Below are 16135 nucleotides of genomic sequence, written 5' to 3'. Positions count from 1 at the left end.
AAAGACAGATCTGAATAGAAAATGAAAAACAAAAGTTATTTACCCAAATTACAATGTTTCTGATTTTTCAGTTGTGTGATGTGATGACTGAGTGTCCTGCGTTATCACTTGCGGTGGTGTAGGACTAAAAAATTGATCCTGTTTAACTGCTTTGGCAAGGCCAAACATATACAGCAAAATAATAACGGAGAATGGCAAACCACACAGTACTACGGCGCTTTGCATGGAGTGGAAACTCCCTGCCAACAACAGCCCGATACTGACAATGGTAATCACCACAGACCAGAAAATTCGCAACCAAATTGGTGAATCACTTTCATTGCTACCCCCTTTCGAGGACAGATTTGCGATCATGAGTGTACCAGAACCCACAGGGGTCAAAAACAATACGAAACAAATCACAACAACAATCCCAGCAACATAAGGATTGAAAGGTAGAAATTCGAGCAGCTTAAATAGAGACAAAGCAGGATCGGTTAACACCAAATCACCCAAGATTTTTTGCTTTTGCTCCAAGATAAAATAAATTGCAGTATTGCCAAAAATCGAGATCCAGGCCAAGGTAAAACCCAGTGGAATCAGGCATACGCCGAGCACAACTTCACGAATGGTGCGGCCTTTGGAAATACGTGCAATAAACATCCCTACAAATGGCGCCCATGCAATCCACCATGCCCAATAGAACACCGTCCATGAACCTAACCACTCGCCTGCTTTGCTGTTGTAGAGATACATATCAAAGCTTTTTGCCAGAAAATGATCAAGATAATCACCCACGTTCTGGACTAATCCATTGAGCAAGTGGTTGGTTGGCCCTGTAAGGAACACGAATAGTAATAAGGCATAGAGTAAACGTAGATTAATACGGGATAACCAAGCCAAGCCCTTTTCGATCCCAACCACGGTGGTAATGGTCGCGACAGACATCATCAGCAAGACCACCGCAATCAACGTCGTATTATTATTGGGAATCTCAGGAAGTAGATAATGAACGCCAGACACCAGTACCAAAGCACCAATGCCGAGGTTGGTCACCAAAGAAATGACTGTGGCTAAAATCCCAAAGCCATCGACAAAATCACCGACCAAGCCATAGATTCGCTCACCAAAGATTGGATATAGCGCTGAACGCAATGCTAATGGCAAATCTCGACGGAAGGCAAAATAACCCAAAGTCACACCCAGTAAGGCATACAATACCCAACCATGAATGCCCCAATGCAGAAAGCTATACATCATGGCATCACGTGCAGCTTGAATTGTTCCACCCTGACCTTCTGGTGGTCGGAGGAAATGATCAACTGGTTCAGCAACGCCGTAATACAACAGTGCGATCCCGATGCCTGCAGAAAACAGCATTGACACCCAAGCCAGATAGCCAAACTCAGGTTTATCGTCATCTTTGCCTAATGGAATCTGCCCAATCCGAGAAAAAGCCAACCATGCTACAAAACCTAAACAAACCACAATGACCAGCATGTAGTACCAGCCAAACAATTGGTTCGCCTGCCCTTGTATATAGGTCAACCAGAACTGACTACGCTCTGGAAACAACACAAACAGTAGGCCAAAAATGCCGATACTGATTGCGGAGCTCCAGAAAACAAACAAATTTAAACGTATAGGTTCAGATGGGGACCCTTCATTACTTTCTGACACCATGATCTTGCTCCTTGCAATAGGTGTATTTTTCTTAAAAAATAATGTGATAAGTGTTCATTTATGCTTATCGCCTTATCCATAAGAATCTTTGATTTATTACTTTACATCTGTTTTTGCCAATCAAAAATTCATTGATTTTTACAGATTATACTTTTTATTGATTGAACGTTCAATCAATAAAAAGTATGATAAAAAATGTTATGATGCTCTACATCGAGAAATGTTGAATAAAAAGCACCTTGGCAGGGCTTTAAATGGATAAGCATGACAAAGCGTAGAGTAAAACCAGAGCATGTGCGACGTGAAGAGATTATTAGCGCCGCATTTTATGTAATTTCTGAAGTGGGGTTATCCAATACCACCATTGCACAAATTGCAAAAAAGGCCGAACTATCGACCGGTATTGTGAGTCACTATTTCGGTGACAAACAGGGATTAATCAATACCTGTATGCAAGAAATGCTCAACGTTTTGCGTCAAAAGACTGACCAATACAAAGCCGAAGCAGATGCGCATCCAGAAAGCCAGATTAAGGCCATTATTGATTCCAACTTCGATATCAGTCAGGTCAACAAACAAGCCATGCGGGTCTGGTTAGACTTTTGGTCTGCCAGTATGCACCTTCCCGAACTTGGACGTTTACAACGAATTAATGATCAACGCCTGTATTCCAACTTGAAACATTATTTTCTGATGTTGGTCGATGATAAACAACAGGCAAGCATTGCCGCTCGCGGATTAGCGGCTTTGATTGACGGATTATGGTTACGCGGCAGTTTAAGCAGTCACGATGAGTTTGACAGCCAGCTGGCACGTTCCATTGCTTATGATTATGTAAAAACGCAAATCCAATTTGCGAACAAGCCTTTGCAGGAGAAACAGAATGAGTGATGCACTAGTTCATCAATTGTATATCCACGGACGTTATGTCGCAGCGACCAGTGGCAAAACATTTAACAGTATCAATCCTGCCAACGGTGAAGTGATCGCAACACTTCAACAAGCCTCACAACAAGACATTGAAGCGGCTGTTCAAAGCGCACAACAAGGCCAGAAAATCTGGGCAGCCATGACCGCAATGGAGCGTTCACGCATTTTACGTCGTGCAGTTGATATCTTACGCGAACGTAACGATGAACTTGCCCAACTCGAAACACTCGATACAGGTAAAGCCTACAGCGAAACATCGACCGTTGATATCGTTACAGGCGCAGATGTACTCGAATACTACGCAGGTCTTGCCACCGCGATTCAAGGCGAGCAACTGCCGCTACGCGAATCAAGCTTCTTCTATACCCGTCGTGAACCCCTCGGTGTGGTCGCTGGTATCGGTGCTTGGAACTATCCAATTCAAATTGCAATGTGGAAATCAGCGCCTGCCCTAGCAGCAGGAAATGCCATGATTTTCAAACCAAGTGAAACTACACCACTGACCGCATTTAAACTTGCTGAAATCTATACCGAAGCTGGTCTGCCAGACGGCGTATTTAACGTGGTACAAGGTGCAGGTCGTGACATCGGTCAATGGCTCACTGAGCACCCAGTGATTGAAAAAATCTCGTTCACTGGTGGCGTAGAAACAGGCAAAAAAGTAATGGCCAGTGCTGCGGGCTCAACTTTGAAAGAAGTGACCATGGAGCTTGGTGGTAAATCCCCTCTTGTCATTTGTGATGACGCCAACCTTGACCGTGCTGCGGATATTGCAGTCATGGCAAACTTCTTTAGCTCTGGTCAAGTGTGTACCAACGGTACGCGCGTGTTTGTACCTAAAGCAATGCTTGCTGATTTTGAAGCAGCCGTTGTAGAACGTGTGAAACGTATCCGTATCGGTGATCCAATGGCTGAGCAAACCAATTTTGGTCCACTCACCAGCTTTCCGCATATGGAAAAAGTATTGTCATTCATTGAGTCTGGCAAACAGCAAGGTGCAAAAATACTGATCGGTGGTGGCCGTGCCACTGAAGGCGATCTTACCAAAGGTGCTTATGTACTACCGACTGTATTCAGTGATTGCCAAGATGACATGACCATTGTGCAAGAAGAAATCTTCGGCCCAGTCATGAGCATTCTCAGCTATGAAACAGAAGAAGAAGTGATCCGTCGTGCCAATGATACCGACTTCGGCTTGGCTGCGGGTGTTGTCACCCAAGACATCACCAAAGCACATCGTATTATCCACCAACTTGAAGCAGGTATTTGCTGGATTAATACTTGGGGCGAATCTCCTGCCGAAATGCCAGTGGGTGGCTATAAACAATCAGGTGTAGGTCGTGAAAATGGCTTAACCACGTTGGGTCATTACACCCGCATTAAATCTATTCAAGTTGAGTTAGGCGAGTATCAAAGCATTTTCTAATGCCCTCACCTTTCACCCTCAAAATTAATCCGATGTGCCATGCCATCTCCTGATTGCACTGGCACTCTCTAGAATACAAAAGGGATAACAATGAATACTCAAGCATATGACTACATTATCATTGGCGCAGGATCAGCCGGAAATGTACTCGCAACACGTCTGACTGAAGACAAAGACGTGACTGTTTTGTTATTGGAAGCTGGTGGTCCCGACTACCGTTTAGATTTCCGCACCCAAATGCCAGCCGCGTTAGCATTCCCGTTACAAGGTCGTCGCTACAACTGGGCTTACGAAACCGATCCTGAGCCACACATGAACAATCGCCGTATGGAATGCGGACGTGGTAAAGGCTTAGGTGGTTCTTCACTGATTAATGGGATGTGTTACATCCGCGGTAATGCCATGGATCTGGACCAATGGGCGACCATGAAAGGTCTGGAAGACTGGACTTATGCAGACTGTTTACCTTATTACAAAAAAGCCGAAACGCGTGATATTGGTGGCAATGACTATCATGGCGATAAAGGCCCTGTTTCAGTGGCAACGCCTAAAAATGGCAATAATGTGCTGTTCCACGCCATGGTTGAAGCAGGTGTACAGGCAGGTTACCCACGTACAGATGACTTAAACGGTTATCAACAGGAAGGTTTCGGCCCAATGGACCGTACCGTAACACCAAAAGGCCGTCGCTCAAGTACGGCTCGTGGATATCTCGATCTGGCTAAAGGTCGCCCAAACCTCACCATCGTGACGCATGCCACCACCAACCGAATTCTGTTTAATCAAAAACAGGCCGTCGGTGTGGAATATATTATTGGTGCAGATAAAGCCAATATGAAACAAGCGCAAGCCAAACGTGAAGTTTTGCTTTGTGCAGGTGCAATTGCATCACCACAAATTCTGCAACGCTCAGGCGTTGGTGAAAGCAATTTCCTGAAATCGATGGACATTGATGTGGTACATGACTTACCAGGTGTGGGCGAAAACCTGCAAGACCACTTGGAAATGTACTTGCAATATCAATGTAAGCAACCTGTTTCACTTTACCCTGCATTGCAATGGTATAACCAACCTGCCATTGGTGCGGAGTGGTTATTCAACGGCACAGGTGTGGGCGCGAGTAACCAGTTTGAAGCAGGCGGCTTTATCCGTAGTTCAGAAGAGTTTGACTGGCCAAATATCCAATATCACTTCTTGCCTGTCGCGATTAACTATAACGGCAGTAACGCAGTGAAAGAACATGGGTTCCAAGCGCATGTTGGTTCAATGCGTTCGCCTTCGCGTGGTCGTATCCAGCTGAAATCAAAAGATCCGTTTGAGCATCCAAGCATCCTGTTCAACTACATGTCAACCGAACAGGACTGGCGTGAGTTCCGTGATGCCATCCGTATCACCCGTGAGATCATGGCGCAGCCTGCACTTGATCCGTATCGTGGTGAAGAAATCAGCCCAGGTAAACATATTCAGACCGATGCTGAACTGGATGAATTCGTACGTACGCATGCCGAAACAGCCTTCCACCCATCATGCAGCTGTAAGATGGGTGAAGACGACATGGCAGTAGTGGATGGACAAGGTCGCGTTCACGGTGTACAAGGCTTACGTGTGGTCGACGCCTCAATCATGCCCTTAATCATTACAGGCAACTTGAATGCCACGACGATTATGATCGCAGAAAAAATTGCCGATAAAATCCGTGGACAAAAGCTGCCACGTTCTGAAGCAGGTTATTACAAAGCGGGTACAGCACCTGTACGACAAGCTCCCCTTCGTCCAATACTGTAAAGCGCACGATGTACATGTGACAGCTGAAGTTTAGCTTCGGCTGTCACTTCGCTCAGGGAATATAGAATGAAAAAATTATTATTGATTGCACCTTTGGCTTTTTATTTTCAAAGCACTCACGCGACCGAAACCACCTCCCCCTACTCGGCCAATGTTACCGCTGCCAGCCAATACATTTCACGTGGTTTTCAACAAACCTGGGGCAAACCTGCCTTACAAGGTGGGTTGGATTACAACCATAGTAGTGGTTTTTATGCAGGCACATGGGCATCGACGGTGAGTGATCATTTTATTCGTGACGCTTCTGTGGAATGGGATGTGTATACAGGCTATAGCCGTAGTTTTGGTGATTGGACTGTCGGTACCAAAGTGGCCTATTACTTTTATCCAGGTGCGAAAACGACCGCCGACACAGGCAATACCCGTTTTGATTATGGTGAAATTATCCCAGAAATCAGCTATGGGCCGCTTAGTGTGAAGTATGCGATTACCTACACCCAAGACTATTTTGGTAATAACGCAGATACTTTAGGCACAGGCAACAATAAACACTCGCGTGGCTCAGGTTATCTTGATGTCAATTGGCTTCAACCCATCACTCAAGGTTGGTCTGTAAATGCACATTATGGCAATCAGCGCATTAAAAATTTTTCAGCAGCCAGTTTTCAAGATGCCAGTTTTTCGGTCAATAAAGAGCTACCATATAACTTATCGAGTAGCTTGACCTATAGCAAAGCATGGGATAAAGACGGTTTTTATCAACAATACAGCAATGGCAATCCCAATGCCAAAGTCTCCAATCCAATTGATTCAACCCTTACTTTTTCACTCACCAAAACCTTTTAATCAGATGAGTCTAAATCAAAACCCAATAAAAAAAGCCGCTCTCGATAGAAGCGGCTTTTTAATATTTTAGAATTTAGGACTTGATCAGTTCAATGCCAGAGCCTGCACGTTTTGGATCAATCAAAATTTTGGCATGTTGCTCTGGATCACGCAGCGCCTCAAAGGCATTACCGACACCTTCCAAACCGACGACACCCGTGATCAATGGCGAACAATCCACTTTACCTTCTGCAATCATATGTAGGGTGTCACGGAATTCAAGCGGTGTATAACCCAATACATATTGGATTTCCAATTCCTTATTAATCGCCAATGCAGGTTCGATCTTGTCACTTTGCATACAGACACCGACCCCCACAATACGTGAGAACAACGGTGCACCTTCCAAAATCTGCTGCATGATCCCTGCCACACCCACGCACTCAAAAATCACTGGACGTTTTGGCAATAACCCGAGTTTATCCCCGACACGCATGGCATTGACCCATGGTAATGAGTAAGTCTGAACCTTGTCAAAAATCCCCATGCCCATATTAATCGCTTCAGAGACATTGCCTAATAAGCCAAGCTCTTTCCAACTACTAAACGGAGACTGCTGCTTAGGATCAATCAGTATATCTGCACCACATTGTTCAGCTAAGCGACGTCGGTTTGGTGAAAAATCACTGGCAACTACGGTTTTAACCCCCGCAGCCTTGAGCATAATAATCACACCTAAACCTACTGGGCCACAACCAATCACGATTGCAGGCTCATTTTTCTTGATTCGGCTACGACGTACCGCATGTAAGGCAACAGCCATTGGCTCAGTCAACGCTGCACTGTCTGCGTCTAAACCATTGGGCACTTCAAACATTAGGCTGGATTGCACCAAGACTTGTTCTGCATACCCCCCTGAAGCACTGGGTGACAGTCCTGTTGGTGCATAGCCTTGAGATTCAACATTTAATAATGGCATGGCACAAACTAAAGTATCCGCTTTCAATTTACGGCGTGTTTTTGGACCATAATCTAAGACTTTGCCACAGAACTCATGGCCGAAAACTAATTTATCAGAGGATTTGGCAACCCCATTAAACCCGACTCTTGCTGCCAGATCATGCATATGATCACAGTGATGCTGCATATGTAAATCTGAACCACAAATCCCGCAACGTACGACCTCAAGCAATACTTGTCCTTTTGCAGGAATCAATTGAAGACTATCTTCCAGTTTCAACTCAGCGTTCTGACAAACCAGTGATTTCATAGGATGCATTCCTTTTTTGTTTTATTCAAATTGTTCACCTTCAGCACTTTTATCAGCTGGAATATCAAGTAAACAACACATGACTCAATCCTGACAAGGATAATTGTCAAAAACTATGACCTAAAGATCAATATATCGAAGCAATAAAGTCAGCACTGCAAATTTATTTATCATCATTAGACTTAAACTATTTTTTATTATCGAACAACAATCACAACACGCTAACCAACTGTTCCGCTATGCCCTCAAAGATTATAATTTCACCTTCCCTCGCATGCTCGAAACGCCACGCAATATTGCTAAAAATGAAAAGAGCTAAGGCAAACACCTTAGCTCTAATTTCTTACTTCCAAGTTTGGCGAATCATATCCACGGCTTTTTCTGCAATCATAATCGCAGGTGCATTGGTATTACCATTAACAACGGTTGGCATAATCGACGCATCCACCACTCGCAGCCCTTCAACACCATAGACTTTCAGCTCTGGGTCGACCACAGCCATCTCATCCACACCCATTTTACAACTCCCCACTGGATGATAAACCGTATCGACACGTTGACGTAAAATCTCACGAATTTCATCATCAGATTGAACATTAGCAGTAAACATGTCTTCTTTAATCTTTTCACTTAAAGCAGGCGCTTGCATCAATTTTTGTGTGACTTTATAGCCATCAACCATATCTTGAAGATCCTGCTCATCCTCAAGGAATTTAAAGTCGATTAATAATGGGTCTGTCGGATTTTTACCACTTAACTTCACTGAACCACGTGCACGCGGATTCAACAGACAAACATGACATGAAATGCCATGACCGACATGCATGGTTCGAGCATGGTTGTCCACCACAGCGATCACAAAGTGTAACTGTAGGTTAGGTTTATCCAACTCTGGACGACTTTTTAAGAAACCACCACATTCTGCATAATTGGTCGTAATCAAACCACGACGCTCTTTACGATAACGTCCAATCTGCTTCACTAAATCGAAGCTACCCCCCACTGAAACCCCAAAAGTTCCAGCCATCTGCTTGGTCTTGTAAGCAAAAATAAAATCAGGATGGTCATGCAAGTTCTCACCAACGCCCGCCAAATCCTTAACGACAGGAATGCCATGTTTTTCTAGCTCTTGGCGAGGTCCAATCCCTGACAACATCAACACTTGTGGAGACTGGAACGCACCAGCAGATAAAAGCACTTCTTTCTTGGCACGAACAACCGTGCTTTGTCCATTGTGTTTATATTCGACCCCAACAGCACGACCATTTTCAATCACAATTTTTGACACCAAAGCTTTGGTAATCACATGTAGATTCGGGCGTGTTCCTAAATAAGGAAACAGATAACCACGCGCTGCGCTCCAGCGTTCACCATTTTTTTGTGTAACCTGATAAACACCGAGTCCTTCTTGTTCTGCGCCATTAAAGTCATCATTCAGCGGATAATTGACCTGCTTTGCCGCCTCAATAAAGGTCTTTTGATAAGGATTATCCGAACGCAACTCTCCAACATTTAATGGTCCATGCTGACCATGATATTCATTACGAATACGTTCGTTATGCTCTGACTTTATAAAATAGGGCAATACGTCTTGATAAGACCAGCCTGTATTCCCTAAAGCAGCCCAATGATCATAGTCACTATGGTGACCACGGATATAGACCATCGCATTGACAGCAGAGCTTCCCCCTAAACATTTACCACGCGGTTGATAACCCTTACGGCCATTCAAGCCTTTTTGTGGAATGGTTTCTAAAGCCCAGTTATTAATTTTAGTCGGGATACTGATCACTGCCGCAGCTGGGGTATTGACTAACCAACTGTTCCCATCGCCCCCAGCTTCTAATAAACATACGGAAATATTTGGATTTTCTGATAATCGCCCAGCCAGTACCGATCCTGCTGAACCACCACCTATAATTACAAAATCAAAAGCTGTTTCTGTCATTGCTATACTCTGTTTTTTCTTTTTAAAAAGTGGCAGCATTATGCCGAACACCACGTTTAGATACTGTTGTAATTGTCTAACCAATTCATATCAATAAAAGCAACTTAACTGGATCACAATCAAAGCGCAATAGCCAAATCAAGCAATGCAGTTGCAACAAATCAGCAATGGCTGAAACTATTACCTCATCATCATGATGAACAAATTAAGCCACTAAGAAGAACACAAAAGGCCAATCTTCCTTATTTATGCTCAAACTTCAATTATTCTGCAACCCTTAAAATAAACATATATAATTGATTTTTAATTAAAAAAATAAAAATAATATAAATTAAGAGTTATTCAAGTGAAATTTATTTTGAAAATATTTAGTACTATAAGCTCCTTAATTCACACTCAGCGCATAAATTTGCTCTCTGACAATTTCAACAAGCCTTATAGAATAGGAGATATAAATAATCAAAGTATAACGATGTCAAATCAGACTAATTAATTTTTTCACTTAGCAAAATCAAATATAGGTATCATTATGGAATTTAATTGGCAAACAATAATTTCTCTTTTAAGTATAACGGTTATTTCAACATCATTAATTCAAGTTTTTAAATATATGGCTCTTCCCCACTACAGACTTGAAATAAATAGAAAACAACATTCGGACAAAGCAAATGCTCTCTCCAACTATATTAATGATACATATGCCCCATATAAAGATAGTTCAAATACTACTCCCAAATCCGTGATACAAAGGCAAACTAATGCAGCCTTTGCTACAACTAAGTTTAATTTCGAACTTATCTTTTTATTGCTTGATCGTGATGTTAGAGATATTGAATTAAGAGCTGCAGATATTCAAAGCCGCTGGATATTATTAAATGTTGATTATAAAAGTAAAAAAATAAAATGTTTACTAAAAAAGACATGGCTCCCAAAAATAATTTTCATCGTATTTATACTTTATTTTGTTTTTTCCATTCTGATTATCGGAATTGTTTCAGGATATGAATGGTATGGTTTAAGAGGGATCAATGAGTCTTATCTTTTAATTACATTATTTCTCTTAATTTTAATTGATGCATATATCATTTACGTAATGGGAATAATTAAAAACTTAGAAAATTTAATTGATTGGGAGGACTAAAAATCCAGACGCAAAAAAACCGCTAACTTAGCGGTTTCTTATCTCATCTTTTAAGATGATGGTCGGAGCAGTAGGATTCGAACCTACGACCCCCTGGTCCCAAACCAGGTGCACTACCAGGCTGTGCTATGCTCCGAAATTGGGGTGAATGACGGGATTCGAACCCGCGACAACCGGAATCACAATCCGGGGCTCTACCAACTGAGCTACATCCACCATCAAACTTTGATTCTATATACCAAGCTGCCAAATGGCGCGCCTGACAGGATTCGAACCTGTGACCATCCGCTTAGAAGGCGGATGCTCTATCCAACTGAGCTACAGGCGCATAACGATGATAATACTATCACGATACTTCGCCGATATTTAAAACTATGTTTTTCAACACATTTTAAATGGTCGGAGCAGTAGGATTCGAACCTACGACCCCCTGGTCCCAAACCAGGTGCACTACCAGGCTGTGCTATGCTCCGATTTCTTTTCAGCTTTTAGTGTATCGCACATCGTGCGGTACGGTGTGCATTCTAGGCTTGACGTTGCATCACGTCAACACCTAGTTTTAAAAAAAATGACTTTTCCTTATCAAATGTATATTTAACAAGCACTTTAGCGCTTTAACGAGGCACTAAAGTTCAACATTCGATCTAAAGGTAATTTCGCTCTTTCAGCCAACGCCGGGTCAACGTGTATTTCTTGATCGGCATGTTGTAATACATGCAAAATTCCATCAAGTTCGTTCATTGCCATCCACGGACAATGTGCACATGAACGACATGTAGCCCCCTCACCTGCCGTTGGCGCTTCAAATAATTCTTTGTCTGGGGCTGCTTGCTGCATTTTATAGAAAATGCCACGATCCGTTGCCACGATCATTTGCTTATGCGGTAAAGTTTGTGCTGCTTTAATCAATTGCGACGTACTACCCACAGCATCGGCAATATCCACCACCGATTCAGGTGATTCAGGATGTACCAATACCGCTGCATCTGGATAAAGTGCTTTCATCTGTGCAATACCACGGGCACGGAACTCTTCATGTACGATACATGCTCCGTCCCATAACAACATTTCCGCACCTGTCTTCTTTTGAATATAACGGCCTAAATGCTGGTCTGGTGCCCAAATAATTTTTTCACCCAAGCTATCTAAGTGTTCGATAATTTCAACTGCACAGCTTGACGTTACCACCCAATCAGCACGTGCTTTCACCGCAGCAGAAGTATTGGCGTAGACCACCACGGTATGATCTGGATGTTGATCGCAGAATGCACTGAACTCATCCACTGGACAACCCAAGTCAAGCGAACAGGTTGCTTCCAATGTTGGCATCAATACTGTTTTTTCAGGTGATAAGATTTTTGAGGTCTCCCCCATAAATTTCACACCAGCCACCACCAATGTCGTTGCAGGATGATCTCGACCAAAACGCGCCATTTCCAATGAATCAGAAACACAACCGCCTGTCAGTTCAGCAAGCTCTTGCACTTCAGGATCACAGTAATAATGCGCCACAAGCACAGCATTACGTTTTTTAAGCTCTGCTGCAATTTGGGCGAACTTCTCTTGTTTCACTTCTGGGCTAAGACTGTTGTCCTTAGGCTCACCCAAACGATCTAAATGCGTCTGCACAATATTTTTGGCTTCGTTCGCAATTAAATTCGCATTATTCATAAAACGTCTTCTCTATCCTGCGTGCTTGCATCACTGCAAACTTTTAACGTGGGTAATGGGGTGATCATTTGAGATAAATCACCTCGTCCACAAACCAGCTTATAAAAAAAGCCCCACTGTGGAGGCTTTATTATAACGCAAATTTATGAGCGATAATCGGCATTAATTTTCACATAGTCGTAAGAAAAATCACAGGTATAAACCGTGTCTTTTGCTGTACCGCGACCAAGGTCAATACGAATGGTAATTTCCTTCTCAGCCATCACCGCAGCACCAGCCTCTTCCGTGTAATCAGGGTTTGCACCACCATCCAAGCAAATTTGTACGTCACCCAACCAAACTTGAACCTTGCTACTCTCTAGGTTTGGTACACCCGCCTTACCAATCGCCATCACAATACGCCCCCAATTGGGATCAGAAGCAAATAATGCTGTTTTAATGAGTGGCGACTCGGCAACACTATAGGCAACATCACAACATTCTTGCGTATTTGCCCCACCCTCAACCTGTACAGTAATGAATTTAGTAGCACCTTCACCATCACGTACAATCAATTGCGCCAGACGATTCATAATGCGAGCCAGGACATCAAGCACCTGCTGATAACGTGCATCATCTTGGCTCTGAATCTCAGCACCACCTGCCAGACCAGTCGCCACAAAGATACAAGAATCATTGGTCGATGTATCACCATCAATGGTAATACGGTTAAACGAATGCTCAACTGTAGTTTGCAATAACTGTTGTACCAGTTCGCGGCTAATCGGTGCATCGGTGGCCACAAAACTCAGCATGGTTGCCATATTCGGGCGAATCATACCTGCGCCTTTACTGATGCCTGTCATGGTATAGGTCACACCATCAAGCTCAAACTGTTCAGAAGCGCCTTTCGGTGTTGTGTCCGTGGTCATGATTCCTGATGCTGCATCCGCCCAACGATCTGCATTTAAATCATTTAATGCGGGTTGAATGCCTTGCACTAAACGTTCAATTGGCAATTGCTCACCAATCACACCGGTTGAAAAAGGTAAAATCTGATTGGCTTGCACACCGGCTAATTCTGCTAATTTGGCACAGGTACTTTCTGCATTTTTATAACCCACGGTGCCCGTTGCAGCATTGGCATTACCTGTGTTGATAATCAAATAACGTGGTGTGTTCTCAGCCAAGTGTTTTTTACTGAGTAAAACAGGTGCAGCAGCAAAGGCGCTTTGGGTAAATACCCCAGCAACGTTTGAGCCTTCGGCAAATTCAAAAATGACTAGATCTCGTCGATTTGGATAACGTACATACGCCTCAGTTGAGCCAATTTTTACACCCTGCACCACATGCATAAGTGGCATTGTTACGTCACCAACAGCCATTTTTAAACTTCCATTCAATTTAATAAGAAAAAGGTTGGGAAAATACACACCATAAAAACATCCCTCACCATTAGATACTCGGTAAAGTCATTCACAGCCTGCGTGATATCTGCAATATATTGTTTCTGCGGCAGAATTAAGAGAGTGCAAGAATTCAACAGGTTCTGGGAATGACAATGGTTTTGCCTACTTTTGCCAAAACAAAAGTAGGTCGAACCGAAGGTTTATCCTACAATTGATCTACCTTAAGCAAGACACCATCATGCTAGTAATTTATTTATCAATCGTTTAGATAGAATTCTACAGCTTGCCTCTGTAGCTTATTCCAAAAAGAAATGAAAATCGAGTATTCATCTTAATAATCTCTTCATGCGGCAGTCGCTATCGTGAGGCGGCATGGATGCCGCCCGTTGGACAGGGGCTACATGGAAGTGCCCTCTGTCCAACAAAAGTTTTTTGTTACTTTTCATCTTTGAAAAGTAAAAGAATACCTATACACAACGCATATAAAGTTATGCTTCAACTACATGGCTGTGCTAACTCTTGATAAGTGAACACTCAAACGATCTACATTTTAAAAACTAAATTTGTTGTTCCAAACTCAGTAAAATCTGCTTCTTATCCAAACCACCCGCAAAACCAACTAATGCCCCACTCGAACCAATCACACGATGACATGGCGCAATAATCGAAATCGGATTTTTACCATTGGCAGCTCCAACTGCACGCACGGCTTTTTCATTGCCCAACTGAACGGCTATCTCTTTATAACTCCTTGTTTCCCCATAAGGAATGGTCAATAATGCCTGCCAGACTTGTTGTTGAAATGCAGTGCCTTGAAAATCAAGTGGTAAATCGAATTGCTGACGTTGTCCTGCAAAATATTGTTCGAGTTGTTGTTTAACTTGATGCAGCATCGGATGCTGACGATCTTCAACTAATTCAGAGAGTCGTACTCGTTTATGATCTTCATTGTCCCACATCACGGCGACAAGTGCCTGATCATGAGCAACCAGTTTTAATGCACCCACTGGGGAGTCCATGTACATATATACCAGTTGCATCACACTCTCCTAAACCATTAATTTGATGATAGTTTCATCAATACAAGACCTGAAACAATCAATACGGCTGCAATCATTCGCATAGCCGTCATCGGTTCATTTAAGATCAAAATGCCAACAACAAATGATCCAATTGCCCCAATCCCAGTCCAAATGGTATATGCCGTTCCAAGTGGTAAAGTCCGCATCGATATCGAAAGTAATACCACACTTAAAATCATGAAAACAATGGTCACGATACTTGGCGTTAACTTGGTAAATCCGTCGGACAACTTCATTGAGTATGCCCAAATAACTTCAAAAATACCTGCCAAAATTAAAATTGCCCATGCCATTTTATTACGCTCAACTTTATCGAGTGTCGGGTCGTCCCAACGTGATTCTTTCGAGGGAGGTCGTCCTCCTAGGTGCAGTAGTGTACTGTGGAATTTTAAAAAATGTGATGTGTTCTGTATCTAAATTGACTCAACGTTTGAAAAAAGAAATTGTTTATTTGAGTCTACTGCTGCCAAATAATCTGATCCACTCGCATCAACTCACAGGCTCCATTGCCCGTATCTTCTCGAGATAAAGAACTTTTCCAACGCCAACCATCTTTGGCCTGAATCTCAATCAAAGTGCCTTTTAAATAGACGAGATCATCTGTTTTAATTTTCTTCATTTGCGCTGCGATTGTTGTATTCGCAGGAACGAGATGCATATTGGCACTCTGCATTGCAATCTGTCGAAGCGAGATCGGTGGCTCATGGTCGATAGACCAATGATACCAACGGTTACTTTGAGAAATATCAATCTGTTTGTAAATCTGGGGGTTGGCCATTTCTCCCCAACCGACCGCAATATCCATAGGCGAAAATTCAGCTTCACGCCCTAAGTTATAGTCTTCTCTTGAAAGCACCCGAAATGAGCCTTCATAGTTTTCCAGTGCCACCACCTGCACTCCCTGCTGCGTGGTTAGCTGGGCAATATCTGGCGCTGGCTTAATCATTTTAGTCCACAGCAACCACCCTACTGCAATCACCAGCAAGCCATACATCCATCTTGGCATC

At 43.0% G+C, this 16135-nt stretch carries 13 protein-coding genes, 4 tRNA genes and 1 pseudogene; 6 read left to right on the top strand and 12 right to left on the bottom strand.

All coding sequences use genetic code 11. The annotated features are described in order from the left end of the window. Positions 1–48: 48 nt before the first annotated feature. A complete protein-coding gene (locus tag F887_RS14160; RefSeq protein ID WP_005291977.1) occupies positions 49–1662 on the bottom strand; it encodes a BCCT family transporter in 1614 nt (537 codons plus the stop codon). A gap of 264 nt (positions 1663–1926) precedes the next feature. Here F887_RS14160 and betI point away from each other — a divergent pair, with 264 nt between their 5' ends. The 4 genes from betI (at position 1927) to F887_RS14180 (ending at position 6649) form a co-directional block, all read left to right on the top strand. Continuing rightward, the gene (betI, locus tag F887_RS14165; protein ID WP_005291976.1) at positions 1927–2553 is read left to right on the top strand and encodes a transcriptional regulator BetI; all 627 of its coding nucleotides are present in this window, start codon (positions 1927–1929) and stop codon (positions 2551–2553) included. After that, the gene (gene betB, locus F887_RS14170) at positions 2546–4018 is read left to right on the top strand and encodes a betaine-aldehyde dehydrogenase (protein ID WP_005291975.1); all 1473 of its coding nucleotides are present in this window, start codon (positions 2546–2548) and stop codon (positions 4016–4018) included. Before betI ends, betB begins: the two co-directional genes overlap by 8 nt. Positions 4019–4108: 90 nt before the next feature. Further along, positions 4109–5803 carry a choline dehydrogenase gene (gene betA / locus F887_RS14175; RefSeq protein WP_005291974.1) on the top strand — a complete coding sequence of 565 codons (1695 nt, stop codon included), beginning with the start codon at positions 4109–4111 and terminating at the stop codon, positions 5801–5803. A 66-nt stretch (positions 5804–5869) separates the two neighbouring features. Further along, positions 5870–6649 (top strand): TorF family putative porin, encoded by a 780-nt coding sequence (locus F887_RS14180; protein WP_005291972.1) that lies wholly within the window; start codon positions 5870–5872, stop codon positions 6647–6649. Positions 6650–6722: 73 nt separating this feature from the next. Here the strand turns inward: F887_RS14180 and F887_RS14185 are convergent, their stop codons facing one another. Next, entirely contained in the window at positions 6723–7898 is a 1176-nt protein-coding gene (locus F887_RS14185; RefSeq protein WP_005291970.1) for a zinc-binding dehydrogenase, read from the bottom strand. A 226-nt stretch (positions 7899–8124) separates the two neighbouring features. Here F887_RS14185 and F887_RS18450 point away from each other — a divergent pair. Beyond that, a pseudogene (locus tag F887_RS18450) lies at positions 8125–8217 on the top strand (NUDIX hydrolase); the annotation flags it as partial. Between the two features lie 24 nt (positions 8218–8241). Here the strand turns inward: F887_RS18450 and F887_RS14190 are convergent. Further along, a complete protein-coding gene (locus F887_RS14190) occupies positions 8242–9846 on the bottom strand; it encodes a GMC family oxidoreductase (RefSeq protein ID WP_005291969.1) in 1605 nt (534 codons plus the stop codon). A gap of 529 nt (positions 9847–10375) precedes the next feature. Here F887_RS14190 and F887_RS14195 point away from each other — a divergent pair. Further along, complete coding sequence (locus tag F887_RS14195; RefSeq protein ID WP_005291968.1) at positions 10376–10987, top strand: hypothetical protein; 612 nt, start codon at positions 10376–10378, stop codon at positions 10985–10987. Between the two features lie 59 nt (positions 10988–11046). Here F887_RS14195 and F887_RS14200 read toward each other — a convergent pair. From F887_RS14200 to F887_RS14240, 9 genes are all read right to left on the bottom strand, one after another. Beyond that, a tRNA-Pro gene (locus F887_RS14200) sits at positions 11047–11123 on the bottom strand. Positions 11124–11127: 4 nt separating this feature from the next. Then, positions 11128–11203 (bottom strand) — tRNA-His (locus F887_RS14205). Positions 11204–11238: 35 nt separating this feature from the next. Continuing rightward, positions 11239–11315 (bottom strand) — tRNA-Arg (locus F887_RS14210). Between the two features lie 68 nt (positions 11316–11383). Then, a tRNA-Pro gene (locus F887_RS14215) sits at positions 11384–11460 on the bottom strand. Between the two features lie 133 nt (positions 11461–11593). Next, a complete protein-coding gene (gene nadA / locus F887_RS14220) occupies positions 11594–12658 on the bottom strand; it encodes a quinolinate synthase NadA (protein WP_005291967.1) in 1065 nt (354 codons plus the stop codon). 143 nt (positions 12659–12801) lie between these two features. After that, on the bottom strand, positions 12802–14022 hold the full coding sequence (gene argJ, locus F887_RS14225; RefSeq protein ID WP_005291965.1) for a bifunctional glutamate N-acetyltransferase/amino-acid acetyltransferase ArgJ: 1221 nt from the start codon (positions 14020–14022) through the stop codon (positions 12802–12804). 581 nt (positions 14023–14603) lie between these two features. After that, complete coding sequence (locus F887_RS14230; protein WP_005291964.1) at positions 14604–15086, bottom strand: methylated-DNA--[protein]-cysteine S-methyltransferase; 483 nt, start codon at positions 15084–15086, stop codon at positions 14604–14606. A 17-nt stretch (positions 15087–15103) separates the two neighbouring features. Continuing rightward, positions 15104–15421, bottom strand: coding sequence for a DMT family transporter (locus tag F887_RS14235; protein ID WP_005291962.1), 318 nt, complete (start codon positions 15419–15421; stop codon positions 15104–15106). A 164-nt stretch (positions 15422–15585) separates the two neighbouring features. Beyond that, a complete protein-coding gene (locus F887_RS14240) occupies positions 15586–16134 on the bottom strand; it encodes a hypothetical protein (RefSeq protein WP_005291961.1) in 549 nt (182 codons plus the stop codon). Position 16135 lies beyond the last annotated feature (1 nt).

This window comes from Acinetobacter sp. NIPH 2100 (assembly GCF_000369805.1).
GTDB lineage: Bacteria > Pseudomonadota > Gammaproteobacteria > Pseudomonadales > Moraxellaceae > Acinetobacter.
Note: the sequence above shows the minus strand (reverse complement) of the source record. Positions and strands in the feature narration are given on the sequence as shown.